At 65.3% G+C, this 23,164-nt stretch carries 25 protein-coding genes and 1 pseudogene; 19 read left to right on the top strand and 7 right to left on the bottom strand.

The annotated features are described in order from the left end of the window. Positions 1 to 4: 4 nt before the first annotated feature. From A7V84_RS06900 to A7V84_RS06890, 3 genes are read right to left on the bottom strand one after another with little or no spacing between them, the layout of a single operon-like run. Positions 5 to 988, bottom strand: a complete 984-nt coding sequence (locus A7V84_RS06900; protein ID WP_025518069.1) for an ABC transporter ATP-binding protein — start codon at positions 986 to 988, stop codon at positions 5 to 7. 10 nt (positions 989 to 998) lie between these two features. Beyond that, on the bottom strand, positions 999 to 1,898 hold the full coding sequence (locus A7V84_RS06895) for an ABC transporter permease (protein WP_025518067.1): 900 nt from the start codon (positions 1,896 to 1,898) through the stop codon (positions 999 to 1,001). Next, positions 1,895 to 2,869, bottom strand: a complete 975-nt coding sequence (locus A7V84_RS06890; protein ID WP_025518066.1) for an ABC transporter permease — start codon at positions 2,867 to 2,869, stop codon at positions 1,895 to 1,897. Before A7V84_RS06890 ends, A7V84_RS06895 begins: the two co-directional genes overlap by 4 nt. A 239-nt stretch (positions 2,870 to 3,108) precedes the next feature. Between A7V84_RS06890 and A7V84_RS06885 the strand changes: the two genes are divergently transcribed. Continuing rightward, positions 3,109 to 4,032 carry a LysR family transcriptional regulator gene (locus tag A7V84_RS06885; RefSeq protein ID WP_063492027.1) on the top strand — a complete coding sequence of 308 codons (924 nt, stop codon included), beginning with the start codon at positions 3,109 to 3,111 and terminating at the stop codon, positions 4,030 to 4,032. 92 nt (positions 4,033 to 4,124) lie between these two features. After that, entirely contained in the window at positions 4,125 to 5,081 is a 957-nt protein-coding gene (locus tag A7V84_RS06880; RefSeq protein WP_025518064.1) for a Dyp-type peroxidase, read from the top strand. 40 nt (positions 5,082 to 5,121) lie between these two features. On the opposite strand, the gene A7V84_RS06875 is transcribed toward A7V84_RS06880, so the two are convergent. After that, positions 5,122 to 5,832, bottom strand: a complete 711-nt coding sequence (locus A7V84_RS06875) for a MarC family NAAT transporter (RefSeq protein ID WP_025518062.1) — start codon at positions 5,830 to 5,832, stop codon at positions 5,122 to 5,124. Between the two features lie 206 nt (positions 5,833 to 6,038). Here A7V84_RS06875 and A7V84_RS06870 point away from each other — a divergent pair, with 206 nt between their 5' ends. From A7V84_RS06870 to A7V84_RS06830, 9 genes and pseudogenes are all read left to right on the top strand, one after another. After that, positions 6,039 to 7,058 (top strand): Lnb N-terminal periplasmic domain-containing protein, encoded by a 1,020-nt coding sequence (locus A7V84_RS06870; protein WP_025518060.1) that lies wholly within the window; start codon positions 6,039 to 6,041, stop codon positions 7,056 to 7,058. A 46-nt stretch (positions 7,059 to 7,104) separates the two neighbouring features. Further along, positions 7,105 to 7,869 (top strand): annotated as a pseudogene (locus tag A7V84_RS06865) (YoaK family protein); the annotation flags it as partial. A gap of 57 nt (positions 7,870 to 7,926) precedes the next feature. Continuing rightward, on the top strand, positions 7,927 to 8,580 hold the full coding sequence (locus A7V84_RS06860) for a thiopurine S-methyltransferase (protein WP_063492028.1): 654 nt from the start codon (positions 7,927 to 7,929) through the stop codon (positions 8,578 to 8,580). A 12-nt stretch (positions 8,581 to 8,592) separates the two neighbouring features. Further along, positions 8,593 to 8,796, top strand: coding sequence for a hypothetical protein (locus tag A7V84_RS06855; protein ID WP_063492029.1), 204 nt, complete (start codon positions 8,593 to 8,595; stop codon positions 8,794 to 8,796). Between the two features lie 142 nt (positions 8,797 to 8,938). Then, the gene (locus A7V84_RS06850; RefSeq protein WP_033534189.1) at positions 8,939 to 9,646 is read left to right on the top strand and encodes a flagellar brake protein; all 708 of its coding nucleotides are present in this window, start codon (positions 8,939 to 8,941) and stop codon (positions 9,644 to 9,646) included. Between the two features lie 113 nt (positions 9,647 to 9,759). Next, positions 9,760 to 10,506, top strand: coding sequence for an ABC transporter substrate-binding protein (locus A7V84_RS06845; RefSeq protein WP_063492030.1), 747 nt, complete (start codon positions 9,760 to 9,762; stop codon positions 10,504 to 10,506). Then, complete coding sequence (locus A7V84_RS06840; RefSeq protein ID WP_025518050.1) at positions 10,503 to 11,399, top strand: LysR family transcriptional regulator; 897 nt, start codon at positions 10,503 to 10,505, stop codon at positions 11,397 to 11,399. Before A7V84_RS06845 ends, A7V84_RS06840 begins: the two co-directional genes overlap by 4 nt. Before the next feature lie 91 nt (positions 11,400 to 11,490). Then, entirely contained in the window at positions 11,491 to 12,279 is a 789-nt protein-coding gene (locus A7V84_RS06835; RefSeq protein ID WP_033534191.1) for a metallophosphoesterase family protein, read from the top strand. Positions 12,280 to 12,320: 41 nt separating this feature from the next. Continuing rightward, on the top strand, positions 12,321 to 13,067 hold the full coding sequence (locus tag A7V84_RS06830; protein ID WP_025518047.1) for a phosphatase PAP2 family protein: 747 nt from the start codon (positions 12,321 to 12,323) through the stop codon (positions 13,065 to 13,067). Here A7V84_RS06830 and A7V84_RS06825 read toward each other — a convergent pair. Genes A7V84_RS06825 through A7V84_RS06815 form a run of 3 tightly spaced genes read right to left on the bottom strand, consistent with a single transcriptional unit; the run spans position 13,033 to position 14,479 of the window. Further along, a complete protein-coding gene (locus A7V84_RS06825; protein WP_025518046.1) occupies positions 13,033 to 13,464 on the bottom strand; it encodes an NAD(P)-binding domain-containing protein in 432 nt (143 codons plus the stop codon). The two genes, A7V84_RS06830 and A7V84_RS06825, sit on opposite strands and share 35 nt — an antisense overlap. Next, positions 13,461 to 13,877: a PaaI family thioesterase gene (locus tag A7V84_RS06820; RefSeq protein WP_025518045.1), complete on the bottom strand. Its 417-nt coding sequence runs from the start codon at positions 13,875 to 13,877 to the stop codon at positions 13,461 to 13,463. The genes A7V84_RS06825 and A7V84_RS06820 overlap by 4 nt, the downstream gene beginning before the upstream one ends. Next, positions 13,877 to 14,479, bottom strand: a complete 603-nt coding sequence (locus tag A7V84_RS06815) for a TetR/AcrR family transcriptional regulator (RefSeq protein WP_025518044.1) — start codon at positions 14,477 to 14,479, stop codon at positions 13,877 to 13,879. The genes A7V84_RS06820 and A7V84_RS06815 overlap by 1 nt, the downstream gene beginning before the upstream one ends. Before the next feature lie 302 nt (positions 14,480 to 14,781). On the opposite strand from A7V84_RS06815, the gene A7V84_RS06810 reads away from it, so the two are divergent. The 8 genes from A7V84_RS06810 to nuoG all read left to right on the top strand — a co-directional run bounded on the left by A7V84_RS06810 (position 14,782) and on the right by nuoG (position 23,163). Next, the gene (locus A7V84_RS06810; RefSeq protein ID WP_063492031.1) at positions 14,782 to 15,909 is read left to right on the top strand and encodes a porin; all 1,128 of its coding nucleotides are present in this window, start codon (positions 14,782 to 14,784) and stop codon (positions 15,907 to 15,909) included. 191 nt (positions 15,910 to 16,100) lie between these two features. After that, positions 16,101 to 16,460 (top strand): NADH-quinone oxidoreductase subunit A, encoded by a 360-nt coding sequence (locus A7V84_RS06805; RefSeq protein WP_025518041.1) that lies wholly within the window; start codon positions 16,101 to 16,103, stop codon positions 16,458 to 16,460. A gap of 30 nt (positions 16,461 to 16,490) precedes the next feature. After that, positions 16,491 to 16,967: a NuoB/complex I 20 kDa subunit family protein gene (locus tag A7V84_RS06800; protein ID WP_025518039.1), complete on the top strand. Its 477-nt coding sequence runs from the start codon at positions 16,491 to 16,493 to the stop codon at positions 16,965 to 16,967. Positions 16,968 to 17,037: 70 nt separating this feature from the next. Continuing rightward, complete coding sequence (locus A7V84_RS06795; RefSeq protein ID WP_025518037.1) at positions 17,038 to 17,661, top strand: NADH-quinone oxidoreductase subunit C; 624 nt, start codon at positions 17,038 to 17,040, stop codon at positions 17,659 to 17,661. A gap of 2 nt (positions 17,662 to 17,663) precedes the next feature. Continuing rightward, on the top strand, positions 17,664 to 18,920 hold the full coding sequence (locus tag A7V84_RS06790) for an NADH-quinone oxidoreductase subunit D (protein WP_025518036.1): 1,257 nt from the start codon (positions 17,664 to 17,666) through the stop codon (positions 18,918 to 18,920). A gap of 41 nt (positions 18,921 to 18,961) precedes the next feature. Next, positions 18,962 to 19,456: an NADH-quinone oxidoreductase subunit NuoE gene (nuoE, locus tag A7V84_RS06785; RefSeq protein ID WP_025518034.1), complete on the top strand. Its 495-nt coding sequence runs from the start codon at positions 18,962 to 18,964 to the stop codon at positions 19,454 to 19,456. Further along, on the top strand, positions 19,453 to 20,820 hold the full coding sequence (gene nuoF, locus A7V84_RS06780) for an NADH-quinone oxidoreductase subunit NuoF (RefSeq protein ID WP_025518033.1): 1,368 nt from the start codon (positions 19,453 to 19,455) through the stop codon (positions 20,818 to 20,820). Before nuoE ends, nuoF begins: the two co-directional genes overlap by 4 nt. 15 nt (positions 20,821 to 20,835) lie before the next feature. Next, positions 20,836 to 23,163, top strand: a complete 2,328-nt coding sequence (gene nuoG / locus A7V84_RS06775; protein ID WP_025518031.1) for an NADH-quinone oxidoreductase subunit NuoG — start codon at positions 20,836 to 20,838, stop codon at positions 23,161 to 23,163. The last annotated feature ends 1 nt before the right edge of the window (position 23,164 follow it).

Genomic DNA, 23,164 nt, shown 5'->3' with positions numbered 1-23,164 from the left:
GGGCTCACGAACAGGCTCCGGTCAGGGGGTGGAAACAGCGCAGGCTGCGCGCGCCGTCGGCCGTGATGCCGGGGGCTTCGGTCCGGCAGCGTGCATCAGCCTTGCTGCAGCGCGGCGCAAAGGCGCAGCCGGGCGGCAGGGCCAGCGCCGAGGGCGCCATGCCGGGGATCTGGAACAGGCGGTCGCCGGCCTGCGTGTTGCTGGGCACGGCGCCGATCAGGCCGTGGGTGTAGGGATGGCGCGGCGCATCCAGGACGTCGCCGGTCGGGCCGGCCTCGACGACCCGTCCGGCATACATGACGCAAATACGATCGGCCAGTCCGGCCACGACCGCCAGATCATGGCTGACCCACACCATGGCGGTGCCGGTCCTGGCGCAAAGGTCCTGCATCTCGGCCAGAATCTGCGCCTGGATGGTGACGTCCAGTGCGGTGGTGGGTTCGTCGGCGATGATCAGATCGGGCTGGTGCAGCATCGCGATGGCAATGGCGACGCGCTGGCGCATGCCTCCGGAGAGTTGATGCGGATAGGCTTTCATGCGCTGCCGGGGGGCGGGAATACCCACGGCGGCCAGCATGTCGCAGGCACGCGCCCAGGCCGCTTTGCGGCTGCAGCGTTCGTGTGCCAGCACGGTCTCGACCATCTGGGTCTCGATGCGAAACACCGGGTCCAGCGTCATCATGGGGTCCTGAAACACCATGGCGATTCGGTTGCCGCGCAACTGCCGCAGCTCCTGCGGCGCCAGGGTGGCCAGATCGGTGCCCTTGAAGAGAATCTGGCCGCTTTCGATGCGCCCCGGCGGGTCCAGCAGCCCCAGCACCGAGAAGCCTGTGATCGACTTGCCCGATCCGGATTCGCCGACCAGGCCAAGAATTTCGCCCGGATAGACATCGAAACTGACGTCATCGACTGCGCGCACGATGCCCGCCCGGGTGTGGAACCAGGTGCGCAACTGTCGCAGCGAGAGCGTGGGAGTAGGCTGACTCATGGGGGATTTCCTATTTCTGCAGGCGCGGGTTGAGCGCTTCGCGCACCCGGTCGCCGACGATATTCAGGGTGAAGACCACGCTCAGCAGCAGCACGCCCGGGAATACGCTGATCCAGTACAGGCCGGCCAGCATTTGCTGGTAGCCGTTGGCGATCAACAGGCCCAGCGACGGTTCCGTGACCGGCAGGCCGATGCCCAGAAAGCTCAGGGTGGCTTCTGCGGCGATGGCGTTGGCCGTCTGGATCATGGCGATCACGATGACCGGCGGAATGCAGTTGGGCAGCAGCTGGCTGAACAGCGCGCGGCGGTGGCTCAGCCCCAGGCAGAGCGCGGCCTCCATGTACTCCTTGCGGCGTTCTACGACGGCGGTGGCGCGCACTGCGCGTGCGAAATAGGCCCACTGAACCACCACCAGTGCGAGGATGACCTTGTCGACGCCTTGTCCCAGGATTGCCAGCATCATCAGGGCCACGAGGATGGTCGGGAAACCCAGCATCAAATCCACCAGGCGCATGATGAGGGTGTCGATACGGCCGCCGAAGTAGGCCGCCACCAGCCCCATCACGGTGCCCACGATCATGGCGAACAGCCCGCTGAGCACGCCTACGCTCAGGCTGGTGCGCAGACCGTACATCATGGCCGAGAGCATGTCGCGGCCCTGAGCGTCGGTGCCCAGCCAGTAGGTGTCGTTGTAGACGCCGACGCTGCCGGGCGGCAGCCTTCCGTCCAGGATGGTGATGCTGGCCAGGTCATAGGGGTTCTGCGGCGCCAGCCAGGGGGCCAGCACGGCTGCCAGCACCAGCAGCAGCAGGATGACGCCCGACAGGGTGGCGGCACGGCTATCCAGCACGCCGTGCAGCGCCTGGCCGAAAGTGGTTTCGCGATTGATGCGCAACAGGGCGGGGCTCATTCTGCGCCTCCGACGCGGACACGGGGGTCCAGCAGGGAATAGATGATGTCCACCAGCAGATTGAGCAGGATGAACATGGTGACCACCACCAGCAGGTAGGCCACGATCACCGGGCGGTCCAGTTTCATGATGCTGTCGATGATGAGCTTGCCCACGCCGGGCCAGGCAAAAATGGTTTCGGTCACGGTGGCGAAGGCGATCATGGATCCGAACTCCATGCCGACCACCGTTACGATGGGAATCATGATGTTCTTGAGTACATGCACATAGATCACGCGGGATTCTTTCAGGCCCTTGGCGCGCGCGAACTTCACGAAATCCAGCGGCATGGTTTCGCGCACCCCGCTGCGGGTCAGACGCACGATCAGGGCAATCTTGAAGAGCGCCAGGTTCAGCGCTGGCAGGATGAGGTGGCGGATGCCGTCCCAGGAGGCCAGGGTGGTGCGTATCCCGAAGATCTCTCCTTCCGGCCCGCGTCCGGTGGAGGGCAGCCAGCCCAGCGTGACGGAGAAGATCAGCACCAGCATGATGCCTTGCCAGAAATTGGGCAGGCTGAAGCCCAGGATGGAGCCGGCCATGATGCCGCGATCCAGCGCCGACTCCGGCTTCAAACCGGCAACCAGCCCTAGCGGAAGGCCGACGATCAGCGCCAGCATCAAGGCCACGAAGGCCAGTTCGAGGGTGGCAGGCAGCCGCTGCAGAATCAGCTGTATCGCCGGCTGGTTGAAGACGAAGGAGTTGCCCAGGTCGCCATGCAGCGCGCGGTCCACGAACATGAAGTACTGCTCGTACAGCGGACGGTCCAGCCCCAGCGAGCGCACGGCCTGCTCGATCTCGGCCTGGGACGCATCGGCGGGCACCAGAATTTCGATGGGGTCGCCGATGGCGTAAACGCCGGCGAATACGATCACGGATGTGATGGCCAGAATCAGGATGCTCTGACACAGCCGGCGGATGATGAGAGCGATCATGGTGTGGCGTGTCCGGAAGAAGGACAGGAGAAAGACAGGCGCATGGGGACTCGTTAAGGCAGGGGTGTCTCGTGTTGCTTGTGGACTGCGGCTGACGCAGAATCCGCTGTTGGCCGCATGTTCGAGCCATTGCAAAACGTTGGCAACGGTATGCGTGGCGCGCATCAACCTATGTGGAAAACGACAAATTTGGTGTTAACCCTAGGCAGGGGCGTGCCCTTTGCGCATGCGGGGATGAAATGAATTTCAAACAGCTGGAGGCCTTCCTGGCCTTTATGACCACGGGCTCGACCATCGCGGCCGCCCAGCGCCTGGGGCTGTCGCAGTCGGCGGTCAGCCGGCTGCTCAGCCAGTTCGAGGCTGACCTGGGCTTGCCGCTGTTCCAGCGGCGCAAGGGGCGGCTGCACCCCTGTGCGGAGGCGGATGCGTTGCTGCCGGATGTCCAGGGCATCATCCAGGCGGCCGAGTCGTTGCAGCGCCATGTCAATCAATTGCGGCTGGGCGGCATGCGCCGCACGCTTATCCGCGTGCAGCTGCCCAGTTCGGTGGCGCAGTCGGTCATGCCCCCCGTCATCGATGCCTTTCTGAACGACCACCCCGATGTTGCGGTAGAGGTGCTGGTCGGCAGCTACGAAGCCAACGAAGTGGCCGTGCTCGGGCGCGAGGCCGATCTCGCCATGGTGCGCGACCCGGCCCTGAATGCCGGGCTGCAGATGCTGCTGCGCATCGACACCGAGGCGGTCTGCATCATGCCGCGAGGCCATGCCCTCGAAGGCCGCGGGCGCGTCGAGCCGGCAGACCTGATAGGTCAGGACCTCGTTCTGCTGGGCCGTCACCGGCTTATGCGTCAGCAGATAGACCAGGCCTTTCGTCAGGGGCGTCTCACGCCCCAGATCCGGGCTGAAGTGCATTCGGTCGAGATGGCGTGCCGGCTGGTGGCGCAAGGGGTCGGGCTGGCCGTGGTCAACGGCCTGTTCGCGCGGCTCTGCCAGGAGCCGGGGATCGGCTGTCTTCCGTTCGCGCCCCGCATTGGTTATCGCCTTGGGCTGGCCGTGCTGGCCGCCCAGGCGCCGCATGCGCTGGTGCCCGAGCTCGCGCGCAGAATCGTGCAGGCCATGGCGGACTGCGCCGGGCCACAGGGCTTTACCTTGGCGGCCGCCTGAAGCGCCTGTCCCGGCAAGGCAGTAGACTTCGGTTTCTTTCGCGCGCCCTCAGGCGACGCGCACACTTTTTTCTCGTCCTGTTGGAATACGCTATGTCCCATTCGCTTCAACCCCAGGCGATCTGCGCGGCCATGACCCGCAGCGCCTTTTTCGTCGTGGCCACCGTCAATCCCGATGCCGAAAGCTGTCGCAAGGTGCGTGAATGGTGCGGCGAGATCGCCGGTTTGGTGCGGGCGGTCGGCAAGCGTGAGCCCGAGGCGCGTCTTTCCTGTGTGGTGGGGCTGGGCGCCGAAGTCTGGCCGCGCCTGTTCAGCGGCCCGATGCCGGCCGAGCTGCATCCGTTTCGCGTGATCGGCAGCGGCGAGCGCTGCGCAGTCGCGACCCCGGGCGATCTGTTGCTGCATCTGCGCGCTGACCGTCACGACCTGTGTTTCGAGCTGCTCAGTCACATCATGGAAAGCCTCGATGGCGCCATCCAGGTGGTCGATGAAGTGCACGGCTTTCGCAACTTCGACATGCGCGCCATGATCGGCTTTGTCGATGGCACCGAGAACCCGGAAGGCGATGCCGCGCCGCCTTACACGCTGGTGGGTGATGAGGATGCCGGCTACGCCGGCGGCAGCTATGTGCTGGTGCAGAAGTACCTGCACGACATGAAGGGCTGGAACGCGCTGCCGGTCGAGCAGCAGGAGCGCATCATCGGCCGGCGCAAACTCTCGGATATCGAGCTGGACGACGATGCCAAGCCCGACTGGTCGCACAGCGCGCTGACCACGCTGGAAGACGAGGCCGGCAACGAGGTCAAGATCCTGCGTGGCAACATGCCTTTCGGCCGCCCTGGCCAGGGGGAATTCGGCACCTATTTCATCGGCTACGCGCGCACGCCCAGCCCCATCGAGCAGATGCTGGAAAACATGTTCGTCGGCAAGCCGGCTGGCAACTATGACCGCTTGCTGGATTTTTCCAAGGCGGTCACCGGCGGCCTGTTCTTTGCGCCGTCGCTGCCGATGCTGGAAACGCTGGCCGAGCGCGCCCCGCAGACGCCCTGAGGCAGGCGGGCGCCGCCGGTGCGCGGCGCCCGCGCCTCAATTAATGCGGATGGCCGGCCAGAAAGCCGTTGATGACGTCAAGCACGCCGTTGATGATGAACTGCACCCCCATGCACACCAGCAGAAAACCCATCACGCGCGAAATGGCCTCGACGCCGTCGTGGCCGATGAATTTCACGATCGTGCCGGCCGAGCGCAGGCATATCCAGAACAGCAGCCCCAGCAGCACGAAAACGATGATGGGCACGCTGGACAGCACCCAGCCGGGATAGGTGGCCGCCGTGGCCGGGTCCAGTGTCGAGGTGGCGCTCACGATCATGGCGATGGTGCCAGGGCCCGCCGTGCCGGGCAGCGCCAGCGGCACGAAAGCGATGTTGGGCACGCTGCGGTTGGCGACTGCCGCGGCCGCTTTGTCGGCTGCCTTGTCGGCCTCCGGCATATCGTCCAGTGACGTTTTCGGAAACAGCATGGTGAAGCCGATGGCAGCCACGATCAGCCCGCCGGCAATGCGCAGCCCGGGAATCGAGATTCCGAAGGTGGTCATGATCCAGGCGCCGGCGTAATAGGTCACCACCATGATGCCCACCACATAAAAGGCCGCTTGCGTGATCTGCTTCTGGCGTTCGCGATAGGGGATGTGCTGGCCCAGTGACAGCAACAGCGTCATGGATGTCAAGGGGTTGGCCAGGGGCAGCATCAGCGTCAGGCCCAGGCCGATCAGCTTGAAGAGGTCGATAATGTCGTTGAGCATGGGGGTGTGATCCTGGGCAGCCCGAAGGCGCATCATCCAGCCAAGAGGTCGGTGTGGGGCAGGGTGCCACCGTGCGTGCGGGCTCGCCAGAAAGCGGGCCCTGCACACGAAGCGCTAGGATAACAGGCGCGCTGCGCCTCAAAAACCGCCCGCCCGGGGGCGGCTCGCAGCGCCCGGCCCGCGCAAGCCGGGCATAGAATTGCGTCATGTCCTCCTCATCGATTCGCGTGGCGCATCCGGTCTGGCGCGCCCTGGGCCTGGCAGGCCTGCTCGTCTTTACCTTGTGGGGCGCCCTGGCGCTCTGGTATCCGACTGCCGGCTGGCCGCAACGCGTGCTGCCCTGGCTGTGGGGCCTGCTTGGCCTGGCCACTGCCGGCGCGTTGCTGGCGCGCCGGCGCGCAGGCCGCGCGCTCGCCTGGACCTGGTGCCTGGCGGCGGCCGCGCTGCTCATCTGGTGGCAGTCGCTGGCGCCGTCCAACGATCGGGCCTGGGCCGATGACGTGGCCCGCATGGTGTACGGCACTCAGGAGGGGTCGCGCGTGACGCTGCACAACGTGCGCGACTTCCGTTGGCGCAGCGACGAGGACTATACGGTTCGCTGGGATACCCGGACCTACGATCTGGATCAGCTCGACTCCGTGGATATGGTGCTCTCGACCTGGGGCATGCCGGCCATCGCCCATACGCTGGTGTCCTTCGGCTTCGAGGATGGGCAGCGCGTGGTGTTCTCGGTCGAGATACGCAAGGAGCGGGGCGAGCAGTTCTCCGAACTGGGCGGGTTCTTCAAGCAGTTCGAGCTCAGTGTGGTGGCCGCCGATGAGCGCGACATCCTGAATGTGCGCGCCGCGGCCCGTGGCGAGCAGGTGTCGCGCTATCCCATACGCTTGTCCAGGCCGGCCATGCGCGAGCTGTTCCTGGCCTATGTGGCGCAGGCCGAGGCCTTGCGCGAAACGCCGCGTTTCTACCATACGGTCACGGCCAACTGCACCACGCTGGTCTACGACATGGCGCTGGCGATCGCGCCAGGCCTGCCGCTGGACTGGCGCCTGCTGCTGTCGGGGTACTTGCCCGAATATCTCTATGAACATGGCGCGCTGGACACGGCCGAACCGTTGCAGGCCTGGCGCGCCCGCGCGGACATCACCGCCAGGTTGGCGCAAACGCCCCTGGACGATGCCTACTCCCGCGCCATACGCCAGGACGGCGCGGCGCGCGCCACGCCATGAGGGGCGCGTACAATTCCGGCGGTGGCGGCTTGCTTGAGGATTCGAAGTGAGGTTCCCGTATCTGCGCGGCTTGACGGCAGTCGAGCGCACGCCCGCGGCCAATCGTCAGTTGGCCTACTTTCTGGTGTTCATCGCAGGCGCGGTCAACGCCGGGGGCTTTCTGGCCGTCGCCCAATACACCTCGCACATGTCGGGCATCGTCTCGTCCATGGCCGATCACCTCGCGCTGGGCAGTGTGGTGGTCGTGCTGCAGGGGCTGGCCGCGCTGGCGGCCTTCCTGATCGGGGCAGGGACCTCGGCCGTGCTGGTCAATTTCGGGCGCCGCTCGCAACTGGCCAGCGAATACGCGTTGCCGCTCCTGCTGGAGGCCTTGCTGCTGCTGTTGTTCGGCCTGCTGGGCGGCCATGTCGAGCAGATGCAGTGGCTGTATCTGCCGCTGACCGTGGCCCTGCTGTGCTACATCATGGGCCTGCAGAACGCCATCATCACCAAGGTCTCGCGCGCCGAGATCCGCACCACCCACGTCACCGGCATGGTCACCGACATCGGCATCGAGCTGGGCAAGCTGTTCTACTGGAACGCGGTCAGCAACGAGTTGCCACGGGTGCAGGCCGATCGGCAGAAGCTGCGCGTGCTGGCCTGCATGGTGGTGCTCTTTTTCGTCGGCGGCGTCTCGGGCGCGCTGGCTTTCGCCAGGCTGGGCTATAGCGCCACCGTGCCGCTGGCCTGCCTGCTGATCGTGCTGGCGATGTTGCCGGTGCTCGACGATGTGCGCCGGCTGGCCCGGCGCGGGCAGCAACGTTGGCGGCGTTAGGCCGCCCTACAATCGAACACGCCGCGAACGGCGGCATCTGAGGATGGAGACCCCATGGAAGCGGATTTCTGGCTGGAACGCTGGCGTGCCGGCCAAACAGGATTTCATCAGGCGCGCATCACCCCCTTGTTGCAGAAATTCTGGCCCGGGCTGGCGTTGCCCGAGGGCTGCCGGGTGCTGGTGCCGCTGGCGGGCAAGTCGCTGGATATGCGCTGGCTGGCCGAAACCGGCCACCAGGTGCTGGGGGTGGAGCTCTCGCCCCTGGCCGTGGAGCAGTTCTTCGACGAGCAGCAATGGACCCCGCGCCGCTGGCAAAGCGCCTATGGCGAGCACTATGCCGCCCATGGCGTGGAAATCATCTGCGGCGACATCTTCGGCGTCGACCGCGCCCTGCTGCAGAATTGCGTGGGCGTCTACGACCGCGCCGCCCTGGTGGCGCTGCCGCCCGCGATGCGCGCCGACTATGTGCGCCATGTGTACGGCCAGTTGCCCGATGGCTATCGCGGCTTGCTGCTGACGCTGGCCTATGACCAGGCCCTGATGGACGGGCCGCCGTTCTCGGTCGAGCAGACCGAGGTGGAGCGTCTGTATGGCGCCGAGGCGGCCTTGATCGACCAGCGCGGCATCCTCGACAAGGAGCCGCGCTTCGCCGAGCGTGGCCTGACCCGCCTGGATACCCTGGTGTTCCGTCTGGGACGCCCCGTTTGAGCACCTACCGCCATGTCTGAATCCCCGATTTTGAAGTTTTCGACGCGCCGGCCCGGACGTCTCTGCGCGCTGATCCTGTCCCTGGCGCTGGGCGGTTGCGCATCGATGGGCGGCGAGTTCTCCCATCCCGGGCCGCCGCATCCCGGCGCCGTCAATCCCTATAGCAGTGGCGGCTTCAGCGACCCCGGCCCCAACTATCCCGATACCGGCCATTGAGGCGGGCGCGGAAGTGGGCGCGGAAGTGCGCGATGAAGTGGGCAGGTCAGTAAGAAGGTGTAAGTTCTGGTAAAATTGAACATTGTTTTGTCACACCTTGGCCGGCGCCGCAAGCGAACCGGCCTGCGTTCGATTCAAAGCTATGGACCACGAAGACTATCTGGTCACCGGACGCCTGGAGATCGTGCACCTGCTTACCTCCATCATGCAGCGGCAGGGGCTGGTATTCATGCACGTGCCGGGCAGGCCCATCAACAGCGTCACCTCGGTGCTGGCCGTGGATCCGGAGCGGGGCGAAGTGCTGCTCGACGCTGCCCAGGAATCGACGGTCAACGTGCGCATCGGCGCCGGGGGCAACGTTTCCTTTGAAACCACGCTGGACAACATCAGCGTGTCCTTCAAGGGCAGCCATCTGCAGAGTTGCGACCACGAAGGACGCGCAGCGCTGCGCATGGTGTTGCCTACCGCCATCTCGCGCGTGCAGCGGCGCGACTCCTTCCGCATGGAAGTCCCTGTCCTCAAGCCGGCCACCTGGTCCATGGCCGGGCGTCGCATGACGTTCCCGCTCAAGGACATCAGCGCCACCGGCCTGGCCCTGAGCGACGCCGAGCAGGAGCTGGAGGTCACCGCCGGCGCGGTGTTCGACGGCGTGCTGAGCCTGCCGGAGATCGGGGCGTTTGCCGTCACGGTGCGGGTGGTGCACTACGTCGATCAGGAGGCCAACAAGGGCAAGCAGCTGCGCCGCATCGGCTGCGTCTACGTCGACGTCGACAACAGCACGCGCATTCGCATCCAGGCCTACGTCAACTCCCTGCAGCGCGAGATGATCGCCCGACAGCGCGGCAACTGAAGCGTAGCGGGCGCGCCGGATTTTCCTTGCGGACAGGCCAGCCGTTTTCGCAGTACGCTTGGCGCCCAGACCGCGCGCCCAGGCAGGCGCGTGCGCAACAAGGAGAATCCGCCATGTCCGTGACCGAACAGATCCGTGCCGCCTTCATGCCGACCGGGCGCCTGCGTGCGTCCATCAATGTCGGCAACCCCATTCTTGCCCGACGCGACGGCCCGGCCGGCGCCGCCGGCGTATCGATCGATCTGGCGCGCGAGCTGGCACGCCGTCTCGGCGTGGCGCTGGAGTTGCTGGTGCTGCCCTCGGCGGGCGAGTCGGTCGAAGCGGTTGCCGGCGAACAGGCGGATTTCGGCTTTTTCGCCATCGACCCCAAGCGGGGCGAGCAGATCGCTTTCACGGCACCCTACGTCATCATCGAAGGCGCCTATCTGGTGCGTCAGGATACGCCCTTTACCGATCGCGATCAGGTCGATCGCGAGGGCGTGAGCGTGATGGTGGGCAAGGGCAGCGCCTACGATCTCTACCTGACGCGCGAACTGCGTCATGCCCGTATCGAGCGCGCACCTACCTCGCCGGCCGTGGTGCAGACCTTTCTGGAGCAGGGCAGCGATGTGGCCGCCGGCGTGCGCCAGCAATTGGAGGCGGACGCCGCGCGTCTGGGCGGCCTGCGCCTGCTGGATGGGCACTTCATGTTGATCCGCCAGGCCATGGGCTTGCCCAAGTCGCGCGGCGCCGCGGCGCACGCCTTTCTGGCAGCGTTCGTCGAAGAAATGAAGGCCAGCGGCTTTGTGGCCGAGGCGCTCGCGCGTCATGGCATTGCCGGCGCCGCAGTGGCGGGGCCGGGCCAGTCAGTCGAGTCATGACGCTCAAGCAGCTTGAGGCTTTTTACTGGGCGGCCACCTGCGCCAGCTTCGCCGTTGCCGCCGAACGCCTGCATCTGTCGGTTTCCTCCCTCTCCAAACGCATCGCCGAACTGGAATCGTATTTCGGCCAGGCCTTGTTCGATCGCAGCGGCCTGCGCGCCGTGCTCACGCCGGCGGGCGAACGTCTGCTGCCGCAGGCACGCGACCTGCTGGATGCGGCCGAGCGGCTGCGGGCCGGCATGGCGGCAGGGCAGGCGCTGGCCGGACGCTGTCGTTTTGGCGTGGGCGAGCTGAGCGCGCTTACCTGGCTGCCAGGTCTGATCGCGCGGGTGCGTCAGGCCTATCCGGGCCTGGTGCTGGAGCCGCAGGTTGACGTGGGTCAGGTGCTGGAGCGCAAGGTGGCCGATGGCGAACTGGACTTCGCCGTCATTGCCGGGCGTTCCACGCGGGCCGGCATGGCGGCGGTGCCGGTAGGCGAGGCGCATTTCCTGTGGGTGGGGGCGGCCAGCGCGGTGGGCGCAGCGCAGCGCCTGACGCCGGCGTTGCTGCGCCAGACCCCTCTGGTCACCCTGCCGGACAGCGCAGGCACGTCGCGGCTGCTGCAGCCCTGGCTGGACGCCGCCGGCCCCGGCCTGCAGCGCCTGAGTTGCAATAACTGGGGGGCCATCGCCGGCCTGCTGCTGGAAGGCGCGGGCCTGGGCTTGCTGCCGGCGCCCTGGGCCCAGGCCCTGGCGCGGCAGGGCGAGCTTCGCATTCTGGCCAGCGATCCGGCGCCGGCTCCGCTGTCATATGCCTTTCATTACCGGCGTGACGATGTTCGCGCCCTGATCGGCGCGCTGCGCGAACGAGTCCGGCAGGCAGTCGATTTCAGCGTGCCCTGCCGCTTGCCCTGACGCCGCGCGCCTTGCCGCTGCTTGTCCGGCTGGGCTATCTTTGCGCCATGAAGTGTTTCCCCCTCACACGGCATGCGCTCCCGGAGTCGCCATGACCCGTGTCCTGCATATTTCCGACACCCATTTCGGCACCGAGATCGATGCCGTCGTCAACGCGCTGGGCCAGACGGTGCGTGAGGTCCGCCCCGACCTCGTGCTGTTGAGCGGCGACATCACCCAGCGCGCCCGTCGGGGTCAGTTCGCCGCGGCGCGCGCTTTTGTGCAGAGCCTGGACCGCCCGGTGCTGGTCGTGCCGGGCAATCACGATATCCCGCTCTTCAATGTGCTGGCGCGGGTCTTCAATCCCTATGGCAACTATCGCCGTGCCCTGGGCGTCAATCTGGAGCCGGTGTTCGAGGACGAGCGCCTGCTGGTCGTGGGGGTCAACAGCACCCGGCCGTCGCGCCGCAAGCACGGCGAAGTCTCGCCCGCGCAGGTGCAGCGCGTCGCGCAGCGCCTGCGCATGGCCAGTCCGGCGCAACTACGCATCGTCATGCTGCATCATCCCGTGATGGGCACCAAGGCCAGCGACGCGCCGAATCTGCTGGTCAATCGCGAGCAGGCGGTGCCAGCCTGGGTGGATGCCGGCGCCGACCTGATCCTGGCCGGTCATATCCATCTGCCGTTTGCGCTGCCGCTGGCGGGTTTGCAGGGGCGTCGAGGCTGGGCCGTGCAGGCCGGCACGGCGCTCTCGCGTCGCCGGCGCGGGGGCATTTCCAACTCCATCAACCTCATCGACTACGATCCGGCGGGCGAGTGCCTGCTGCAGCGCTGGGATTTCGAGTCCGGCGCAGCTCGTTTCCAGCCGGCCGGCGAGCATCGCCTGCCGTTGTCGCGCTGATCGTGGTTGCTTTTCTCGCAGGCCGGAGCGCCTCATCCGACATGACTGACCTTGCCACCTGGGCGGCCGCCCATCCTCTTTATTGGCTGATCGGCCTGCCGCTGCTGTCGGCCGGCCTGGCCGGCGTGATCTGGCGTGCCCTGCAGGGCATGCCGCGCGGGCGCAGGCGCGGCCTGTTCTTCGCGATTTTCGCCGCCCTGATGATGGCGGTGTTCCTGGGGCTGGCCATGGCCGTGCGGCGCCACGGCGGCCTGGCGGCATTCGACCAGGCCCTGGCGCAAGCGCTCAACCTCTCCATGTCGACCGAGCTGCTTTGGGTGCTGTCCTGGTTCACGCATCTGGGCGACCGTCGCTGGCTGGCGGCGCTGGCCGTGGTGATTCTGGCCGCGCTGGCCTTGCGGCGCCAGTGGCGCCTGGCCTTTGCGGCGGGATTCACCATGGCCGGCAGCGGGGCGCTGAACTGGGTGCTCAAGCATCTGTTCCAGCGGGCGCGGCCGGATGTCGGCCAGAGCGTGGTGCAGGCCACCGGATTCAGCTTTCCCAGCGGGCATACCTCGGCGGCGCTGGCTATCTACGGGTTCGCCTGCTTTCTGTTGTTGCGCCTGTTGCCCGCGCGCTGGCAAGGCCCTTGCGTGGCCTTGACGGCGGCCCTGGTGGCGGCCATCGGGGTCAGCCGTATCCTGCTGCAGGTGCATTTCCTGAGCGATGTGCTGGCCGGTCTTGCGGTCAGCGCGCTGTGGCTGGCCTTGTGCGTCAGCCTGACGGAGCGCTGGGCGCCGCGTCGATGAGGCGCAGCAGGGCGGGCGGATCGGCCGCTTCGCGGGGCAGGTACACGGCCCCGGCCTGGGCCAGCGCCTGGGCCAGCGCCAGGCGCCATGTCGGACGCCGCGGGCACAGATCCACCACGGTCTTGTCCTGCACGGCCAGGGTCACGGCGCCATCGCTATAGCGTTTCAGGGCGCGATCGACGTCGCGCGTGTCTTCCAGCGCCAGCACGATGACGGATGACTCCCGCAACGCCTCGGCGGCGCTGCCGGCCAGGGTGGCCAGGCCCCGAAACGGTTCGCAGCGCTGATCGTCCCGATCGAAGACGGTCAGGTCCAGCTCGGGCTGGCCTTGCAGCAATTGCCGGGCGGCCTGTGCGCCCTGCGGCCCGAGCCCCAGAATGCTGACGGCCCGGGTCATGGCGAGGGCACCGACCAGGTGCTGACGATGTGGGCCAGGGGCGGGCCGCCGGCCTCGCCGGTCAATGTCACTTCCCCGGCGGACAGTCGCCCGACCTTCAGCAGGCGGGCCTCGGCCAGCACCGCACCGGCTGGCGTCTTGCGCAGGAAATTGATGGTCAGGCTGGCGGTCACAGCCTGCGGCTGGCCGGTAGCGCCCACCACGGCGGCATACATGGCCACGTCGGCCAGGCCCATCAGCATCGGGCCGGCCACGATGCCGCCCAGGCGCTGGTGCCCCGGGCGGGGCGGCAGGCGCAGGCGCGCCGTGCCGTGGCCGATCGCCTCGACCTCTATGCCCAGCATTTCTGAGAACGGGTGCTGCTCGGCCAGCAATTGGCGGAATTCGGTGACGCTGAAACGGGCGTTGTCCATCAAGAGTGCTCCAGAGCCGTGCAATAGTGGTCCAGCAGCGTCTGCGCGCGCTGGTTGAGGGATTTGACGCGGCGCGTGTGGTGCAGCACCAGCAGGCCCATCAAATACGTGAACACATTCATTTCTTCGATCGCGATGCGGGCGGAGTCCCAGCCCTTGCTGGCCTGCAGGCCAGCGCCCAGGCGGTTGACGCAGTCGCGCAGCAGCGCATTGAGCGCCTCATCCGTCTCGCGGCCCAGCCCGCGGGGTTCAAGCCCGCGGTAGAGGTACAGCCCCAGCGAGAACTCGGTCTGGCGCTCGGCGTAATAGGCAAAGAAGCCCTCGATCACGGCGCGCGCTGCCTGGGCGGGGCGCGCCCGCCTGAGCACCGCATCCAGGTGCGCCAGCAGCCGTTGCAGCGAGGCGTGCAGCAGCGCCGCATAGATGGCCTCCTTGCCCTCGAACCACGGATAGATCGCGCCCGTGGTGCAGCCGGCTTCGCGCGCAATGGCGCGTACCGTCGTCTGTTGCAGCCCATCGCGGGCGAACACGCGCTCGGCGGCATCGAGGATGAGCTGGCGCCGCATGTCGGCCAGCCGGTCGGCATGATTGATTGATTCCATCGAAGAACACCGTTTTTCGTTAATAACATTGTTATTCGAACTTCAGGCATTTGGCTAGCGATGGGCAAGGCGCGGGGGAAGGGGCTAGGGTAAGCCCGGGGAGGGGCAGGTCAGATGGTGAGAAGATGTTGCTTCCAGCCAACAATGGCGCGGCAAAGCCCGCGTTTTGTGCGCCTCGTCGTAGCCAGTCCCAGGGATTTTTGATGCAATAGCGTCAACTTCCCTTCGCGGAGTTAGGGGGGCGGCAGGCTGGTCGTGCTGCGTTGCTGCTCTTGTCACTCAAATCTACGGAGATTTCTTAAATGAAAAAGACTCTGCTCGCTGCCGCCCTGCTCGCTGGCTTCGCTGGCGTTGCCCAGGCAGAAACGTCGGTGACCCTGTACGGCATCATCGATACGGGTATCGGTTACAACAAGATCAGCGGCGCTGGTAAGAACAACGGCAGCCGCGTCGGCATGATCAACGGCGTGCAGAACGGTTCGCGCTGGGGCCTGCGTGGTACGGAAGATCTGGGTGACGGCCTGCAAGCCGTTTTCCAACTGGAATCGGGCTTCGATTCGGGCAACGGTAAGTCGGGTCAAGGCGATCGCCTGTTCGGCCGCCAAGCCACCATCGGTCTGCAAAGCGATTCCTGGGGCCGTCTGGACTTCGGTCGTCAAACCAACATCGCGTCGAAGTACTTCGGCTCGATCGACCCGTTTGGCGCCGGCTTCAACGTCGCCAACATCGGTACTGGCATGAGCGCTGCGAACACGCAACGCTACGACAACATGATCATGTACCAAACCCCGTCGTTTGAAGGCTTCCAGGTTGGTGCCGGCTACTCGTTCAGCACCGACGACACCAAGGGTGCCGATCGCGTTGGTTTCCGTACCGCTGACAACGTCCGCGCCATCACCGCCGGTGCCCGTTACGCCAACGGCCCGCTGCAAGTGGCCCTGTCGTACGACCAGCTGAAGGCTTCGAACAACCAAGCCCAGAAGCAAGTCGACGCCACCCCGCGTTCGTACATGATCGGTGGTTCGTACGACTTTGAAGTCGTGAAGGTCGCCCTGGCTTACGCCCGCACGACCGACGGCTGGTTCGCCACCTCGAACCCGAAGGGCGCTGAAGGTCTGCTGAACAACGGCAACTCGATGGGCTTCCCGAGCAACGCCTTCGCCGACGGCTTCAAGGCTAACTCGTACATGGTCGGTTTCACCGTCCCGATGGGCGCCAACAAGGTGTTCGGTTGGTGGCAGATGGTTGACCCGTCCAACAAGAAGCTGACCGGTGGCGACGAAACCACCAACATCTTCTCGCTGGGCTACACCTACGACCTGTCCAAGCGTACCAACCTGTACGCCTACGGTTCGTACGCCAAGAACTACGCCTTCCAAGACGGCCTGAAGGCTACGTCGGTCGGCCTGGGTCTGCGTCACCGCTTCTAATCGCGTTGCGGGGCTTGCCCCCGCGCGATTATTGGCATAGCCAGGCGGACCTTCGCCCCGCCTGGCAAAAAAGCCACCCTCGGGTGGCTTTTTGTTTGGCTGGAATGCTCTATTTCGGCTTTGAGTTCAGCCGGTTTTAACCGGGTAAATGCTACAATCTGAAGGTTTGCGCATTTGATGGACGCCTCTGAATGAACCTGCAACAGTATTTTCCCGTTCTGCTGTTTATCGCGGTGGCCACGGTCATTGGCTTCGCGCTGCTCACGGCAGGCTCCCTTTTGGGTCCGCGGCGTCCTTACGCCGAGAAACTCTCTCCCTACGAGTGCGGTTTCGAGGCCTTTGAAGACGCCCGCATGAAATTCGATGTGCGCTACTACCTGGTCGCCATCCTTTTCATCCTGTTTGATCTGGAGATCGCCTTTTTGTTCCCGTGGGCGATTGCTCAGGGAACGGTGGGCCTGGTCGGCTTCTGGACGGTCATGACCTTCCTGGCCATCCTGACGATCGGTTTCATCTACGAATGGAAGAAGGGCGCGCTGGACTGGGAGTGATCCACTCCCGGGACATTAGCAGAGACGAATATGGCTATTGACGGCATTCTCAAGCAAGGTTTTATCACTACCAGCGCCGATAAATTCATCAACTGGGCTAAGACCGGTTCGATGTGGCCGATGACTTTTGGTCTGGCCTGTTGTGCGGTGGAGATGATGCATGCGGGCGCGGCCCGTTATGACCTGGACCAGTTTGGGATCATTTTCCGCCCCAGCCCGCGGCAATCCGACCTGATGATCGTGGCAGGCACGCTGTGCAACAAGATGGCACCGGCGTTGCGTAAAGTCTACGACCAGATGCCGGAACCGCGCTGGGTTGTTTCCATGGGCTCCTGTGCCAACGGTGGCGGCTACTACCACTACTCCTACTCGGTAGTGCGTGGCTGTGACCGTGTTGTGCCGGTTGACGTCTATGTCCCCGGGTGCCCGCCCACGGCCGAGGCGCTGGTCTATGGTCTGCTGCAAATGCAGAACAAGATCCGCCTGACCAACACGATCGCGCGCTAAGCCAGGCCTGGGCGGCGCGTTGCGCAGTCCAGGACCGCCTAGCGATACCCGGTTTACCTATGCGTACAAGATGATGACCAGGCTCGAAACCCTGAAAAGCAACCTGCAGGCCACCCTCGGCCAGGATATTGACCTGACCGAAGCGTTCGGCGAGTTGACGCTCGAAGTGCCCGTCGAGCAATGGCTGACGGTGTGCAACAAGCTGCGTACCGACGCGGGTCTGCGGTTTGAAATCTGTATCGACCTCTGTGGCGTGGATTACCTGACGTGGGGCGCTGGCGCGGAAGAGCCGTCGCAAGAGCCCAACGAAGCGGCCCGCGGGCGCTTCGCCGTCGTGATCCACCTGCTGTCGGTCGAACACAACTGGCGCCTGCGCGTGCGCACCCGTCCGCAGGACGAAGAGTTCCCCATCGTGGCCTCTCTGATGGATTGCTGGCCGGCCGTCAACTGGTTCGAGCGCGAAGCCTTCGACTTGTTCGGCATCGTGTTCGAGGGTCACCCGGACCTGCGCCGCATCCTGACCGATTACGGCTTCATCGGCCATCCGTTCCGCAAGGATTTCCCGATCTCGGGCCACGTCGAAATGCGCTACGACCCCGAGCAAAAGCGCGTCATTTACCAGCCGGTCACCATCGACCCGCGCGAGATCACTCCGCGCATCGTGCGTGAAGACTCTTACGGCATGGGGCGTTAATCATGGCAGAAATCAAGAACTACACGCTTAACTTCGGCCCGCAGCACCCGGCCGCGCACGGCGTGCTGCGTCTGGTGCTCGAGCTCGATGGCGAAGTCATCCAGCGCGCCGACCCGCACATCGGCCTGCTGCACCGTGCCACCGAGAAACTGGCCGAGCACCGCACCTACCTCCAGGCGCTGCCCTACATGGACCGCCTGGACTACGTCTCGATGATGTGCAACGAGCACGCCTATGTGCTGGCCGTCGAGAAGATGCTGGGCATCGAGGCGCCGTTGCGCGCGCAGTACATCCGCGTGATGTTCGATGAGATCACCCGCATCCTGAACCACCTGATGTCGCTGGGCTCGCACGCGCTGGACGTGGGCGCGATGGCGGTGTTCCTGTATGCCTTCCGCGAACGCGAAGACCTGATGGACTGCTACGAGGCGGTCTCGGGTGCGCGCATGCACGCGGCCTACTACCGCCCGGGCGGGGTGTACCGCGATCTGCCGGACACCATGCCGATGTACGGCGAGAGCAGCAAATATCGCAGCGAGCGTGAACTGCGCGCCATGAACGACGCGCGTTCGGGCTCGTTGCTGGACTTCATCGAAGACTTCACCAACCGTTTCCCGCACTGTGTCGACGAGTACGAAACGCTCCTGACCGACAACCGGATCTGGAAGCAGCGTCTGGTGGGCATCGGCGTGGTCGACCCTGATCGCGCCAAGGCGCTGGGCTTTACCGGCCCGATGCTGCGTGGCTCGGGCGTGGCCTGGGACATGCGCAAGACGCAGCCCTACGAAGTCTACGACCTGGTCGATTTCGATATCCCGGTCGGGGTCAATGGCGACTGCTATGACCGCTATCTGGTGCGTGTGGCCGAGTTGCGCGAAAGCAACCGCATCATCCGCCAGTGCGTCGAGTGGCTGCGCAACAACCCGGGCCCGGTCATGGTCGAGAACCACAAGGTGGCGCCGCCCAAGCGCACGGCCATGAAGAGCAACATGGAAGAGCTGATCCACCACTTCAAGCTCTTCTCCGAGGGTTTCCATGTGCCGCCCGGTGAAGCTTATGCCGCGGTGGAACATCCGAAGGGCGAGTTCGGCATCTACATGGTGTCCGATGGCGCGAACAAACCTTACCGCCTGAAGATTCGGGCGCCCGGTTTTGCCCACCTGCAGTCGCTCGATGAAATGGCGCGTGGCCACATGATTGCCGACGCCGTCACCATCATCGGTACCCAGGACATCGTTTTTGGCGAAATCGACCGCTGATTCATCAGTCTAGAGCGCCCGCATAATTCCGGATTCAAACTATGCTGCTTTCCGCACAGGCCTACGAGAAGATCGACCGCGAACTTGCGAAGTTCCCGGGCGACCAGAGGCAGTCGGCCATCATGGCTTCGCTTGCCATCGCGCAAGAAGAGAAGGGCTGGTTGCCTGCCGAAATCATCGAAGATGTGGCCAACTATATCGGCGTGCCGCCCATCGCGGTTCAGGAAGTCGCCACGTTCTACAACATGTTCGACGTCAAGCCCGTCGGCACCCACAAGATCGCTGTCTGCACCAACCTGCCCTGTGCCCTGCGCAACGGCGTGAGTGCGGCCGATTACCTCAAGCGCAAGCTGGGGGTGGACTTCCGTGAAACCACTGCCGACGGCAAATTCACCCTCATCGAAGGTGAGTGCATGGGCGCTTGCGGTGATTCGCCCGTGCTGATCGTCAACAACAAGCATATGTGCGTGCGCATGTCGGAGCAGAAGCTGGACGCTCTGGTCGACGGCCTGAAGTCGCAAGGAGAGCCGGCATGAGCATGGCCGAACTGTTCGAAAAGCTGGGCACCGGCCTGACCGTCAATCCGGGCGACGATCTGTCGCGCTCGATGATTTTCCACGGTCGCCACATCCAGCCGCAGATTCTCGATGGCGTGAACGGCGAGAACTGGCGCCTGGCCGACTACGTCAAGCGCGGCGGCTACGAAGCCCTGCGCAAGATCCTCACCACCGGCATGAAGCCGGAAGACGTGATCGCCGAGGTCAAGGCTTCGGGCCTGCGCGGCCGTGGCGGTGCGGGTTTCCCGACCGGCCTGAAGTGGAGCTTCATGCCGCGCGCCTTCCCGGGTCAGAAATACCTGGTGTGCAACTCCGACGAGGGCGAGCCGGGCACGTTCAAGGACCGCGACATCCTGCGTTTCAACCCGCACGTGGTGATCGAAGGCATGGCCATCGCGGCCTACGCCATGGGCATCAGCGTCGGCTACAACTATATCCACGGTGAAATCTTCGAGGTGTATCAGCGCTTCGAGGAAGCCCTGGAAGAGGCTCGTGCGGCCGGATTCCTGGGCGACAAGCTGTTCGGCTCGGACTTCAGCTTCCAGCTGCACGCCTTCCACGGCTACGGCGCCTACATCTGCGGCGAAGAAACCGCGCTGCTGGAGTCCCTCGAAGGCAAGAAGGGCCAGCCGCGCTTCAAGCCGCCGTTCCCGGCCAGCTTCGGCCTGTATGGCAAGCCGACCACGATCAACAACACCGAGACGTTCGCCGCGGTGCCCTGGATCATCCGCAACGGCGGCCAGGCCTACCTTGAAGTGGGCAAGCCCAACAACGGCGGCACCAAGATCTTCTCCATCACGGGCGACGTCGAGCGTCCGGGCAACTACGAGATCCCGATGGGCACGCCCTTTGCCACGCTCCTGGAGCTGGCTGGCGGCATGCGCGACGGCAAGAAGCTCAAGGCCGTAATTCCCGGCGGTTCCAGCGCTCCGGTGCTGCCCGCAGATCTCATGATGGAATGCACGATGGACTATGACTCCATCGCCAAGGCCGGCTCGATGCTGGGTTCGGGCGCGGTCATCGTCATGGACGAGACGCGCTGCATGGTGAAGTCGCTGCTGCGCCTGTCTTACTTCTATTTCGAAGAAAGCTGCGGCCAGTGCACGCCGTGCCGTGAAGGCACCGGCTGGCTCTACCGCATGGTGCATCGCATCGAGAACGGCCAGGGTCGTCCGGAAGATCTCGACATGCTCGACACCGTGGCCGGCAACATCATGGGCCGCACCATCTGCGCGCTCGGTGACGCTGCCGCCATGCCGGTGCGCAGCTTCATCAAGCATTTTCGCGACGAATTCGCGCACCACATCGAGCACAAGTCTTGTGTGGTCCCGCAATATCTGTAGGTCTCAGGAACAGCAATGGTTGAACTAACCGTCGACGGCAATAAGGTCGAAGTGCCCGAGGGCAGCATGGTGATGCATGCAGCCCAGAAAATCGGGCTGTACGTGCCGCATTTCTGCTACCACAAGAAACTGTCCATCGCGGCCAACTGCCGCATGTGCCTGGTTGAAGTGGAAAAGGCGCCCAAGGCGCTGCCCGCCTGCGCCACCCCCGTGACCAACGGCATGGTGGTGCATACCTGCTCCGAGAAGGCCAAGGCCGCTCAGAAGTCGGTCATGGAATTCCTCCTGATCAATCACCCGCTGGATTGCCCGATCTGCGATCAGGGCGGTGAGTGTCAGTTGCAGGACCTGGCCGTGGGTTATGGCGGCTCGTCTTCGCGCTATCACGAAGAAAAGCGCGTGGTGTTTCACAAGGATCTCGGCCCGCTGGTTTCGGCCGAAGAAATGTCCCGCTGCATCCACTGCACGCGCTGCGTGCGCTTCGGCCAGGAAATCGGCGGCATGATGGAGCTGGGCATGCTCAATCGTGGCGAGCATTCCGAGATCACGTCCTTCGTGGGCCGCGCGATCGAGTCCGAACTCTCGGGCAACATGATCGACATCTGTCCGGTCGGCGCGCTGACCTCCAAGCCGTTCCGCTACAGCGCCCGCACCTGGGAGCTGGCGCGTCGCCGCTCGGTCAGCCCGCATGACAGCCTGGGCGCCAACCTGGTCATCCAGGTCAAGGGCGACCGTGTCATGCGCGTGGTGCCGTTCGAGAACGAAGCCGTCAACGAATGCTGGATCAGCGATCGCGACCGCTTCTCCTACGAAGGCCTCAACAGCGAAGACCGTCTGGCCGCGCCGATGATCAAGGACGCCAACGGCAACTGGCAGGAGGCCTCCTGGGCCGATGCGCTGCAAGCCGTGGCGCAGGGCCTGTCGCGAGTGCGCGAGAGCGCCGGCGCCGGCGAAATCGGCGCCCTGGCCACCGAATACGCCACCACCGAAGAGTATGCGCTGCTGGGCCGCCTGATGCGCGCCCTGGGCTCGGAGAACATCGACTTCCGTCTGCGCCAGACCGACGCCGGTTTTGACGCGGCGCTGGCCGGCACGCCCTGGCTGGGCATGCCGGTGGCCGAGCTGGATCAGCTCGATCGCGTGCTGGTGGTCGGCTCCTTCCTGCGCAAGGATCATCCCCTGATGGCGCAGCGTCTGCGCCAGGCCGCCAAGCGCGGCACCCAGGTGCTGATGCTGGATTCGGCGGCCGACGATCACCTGATGCCGATCACCGCCCGCCTGACGCTGGCTCCTTCGCAACTGGCCCGTGGCCTGGCCGAGGTGGCCGTGGCCCTGGCTGCGATCAAGCAGCTCGCCGTGCCGGCCGAACTGGCTTCGGTGACGCCGGGCGCTGCCGCCCAGAGCATCGCGGCCAGCCTGGCCAGCGGCGAGAAGGTCGCCGTGCTGCTGGGCAACCTGGCCGTCAACGCCCCGGATGCTTCGGTGCTGGCAGCCAATGCCCAGGCCGTGGCCAATCTGGCCGGCGGCCGCCTGGGCTTCCTGACCGCCGGTGGCAACACGGTGGGCGGCTATCTGGCCGGCGCCGTGCCGGGTCGTGGTGGCAAGACCGCCGCCCAGATGCTGGCTGAACCGCTCAAGGCCTATGTGGTGCTGCACGCCGAGCCGGCCCTGGATGCCGACAATGGCCCGCAGGCCCTGGCAGCGCTGCGTGGCGCCCAGTTCGCCGTGGCGCTGACTTCCTATCGTTCGTCGGCTCAGGATTGGGCCGATGTGATGCTGCCGGTGGCGCCGTTCACGGAAACCTCCGGTACCTTCGTCAACGCTGCGGGCAACGTGCAGAGCTTCAAGGGCACGGTGGCGCCGGTTGGCCAGAGCCGTCCGGCCTGGAAGGTGCTGCGTGTGCTGGGCAACGTCCTGCATCTGGCCGGCTTTGACGACGACACTTCCGAAGCCGTGCGCGATGCCGCGCTGGCCGGTGGCGTCGAAGGCCGCCTGTCCAACGAGATCACCGCCGCCCCGGCGCTGGGCCGTCCGGCCGGCGCGCTGGAGCGTGTGGCCGATGTGCCGATCTACCGCAGCGACGCCATCGTGCGCCGTGCCGAAGCGTTGCAGGCGCATGTCGCCTCGCGCGCGCCGATGGCGCGCCTGAACAGCCGCACGCTGGCTGCGCTGGGCCTGGCCGCGGGCCAGACGGTGCGTGTGTCGTCCGGCCAGGGTTCGGTCGACATGGAAGTGGCGCAGGACGAGGCCGTGGCTGACAACGCCGTGCGCGTGGCCGCCGCCTTCGCCGAAACCGCCGTGCTCGGCGGTGCCTATGGTCAACTTAGCGTGGAGCGTGCCTGAG

Source organism: Bordetella trematum, assembly GCF_900078335.1.
In the GTDB taxonomy this organism is placed as follows: Bacteria; Pseudomonadota; Gammaproteobacteria; order Burkholderiales; family Burkholderiaceae_B; genus Bordetella; species Bordetella trematum.
Note: the sequence above shows the minus strand (reverse complement) of the source record. Positions and strands in the feature narration are given on the sequence as shown.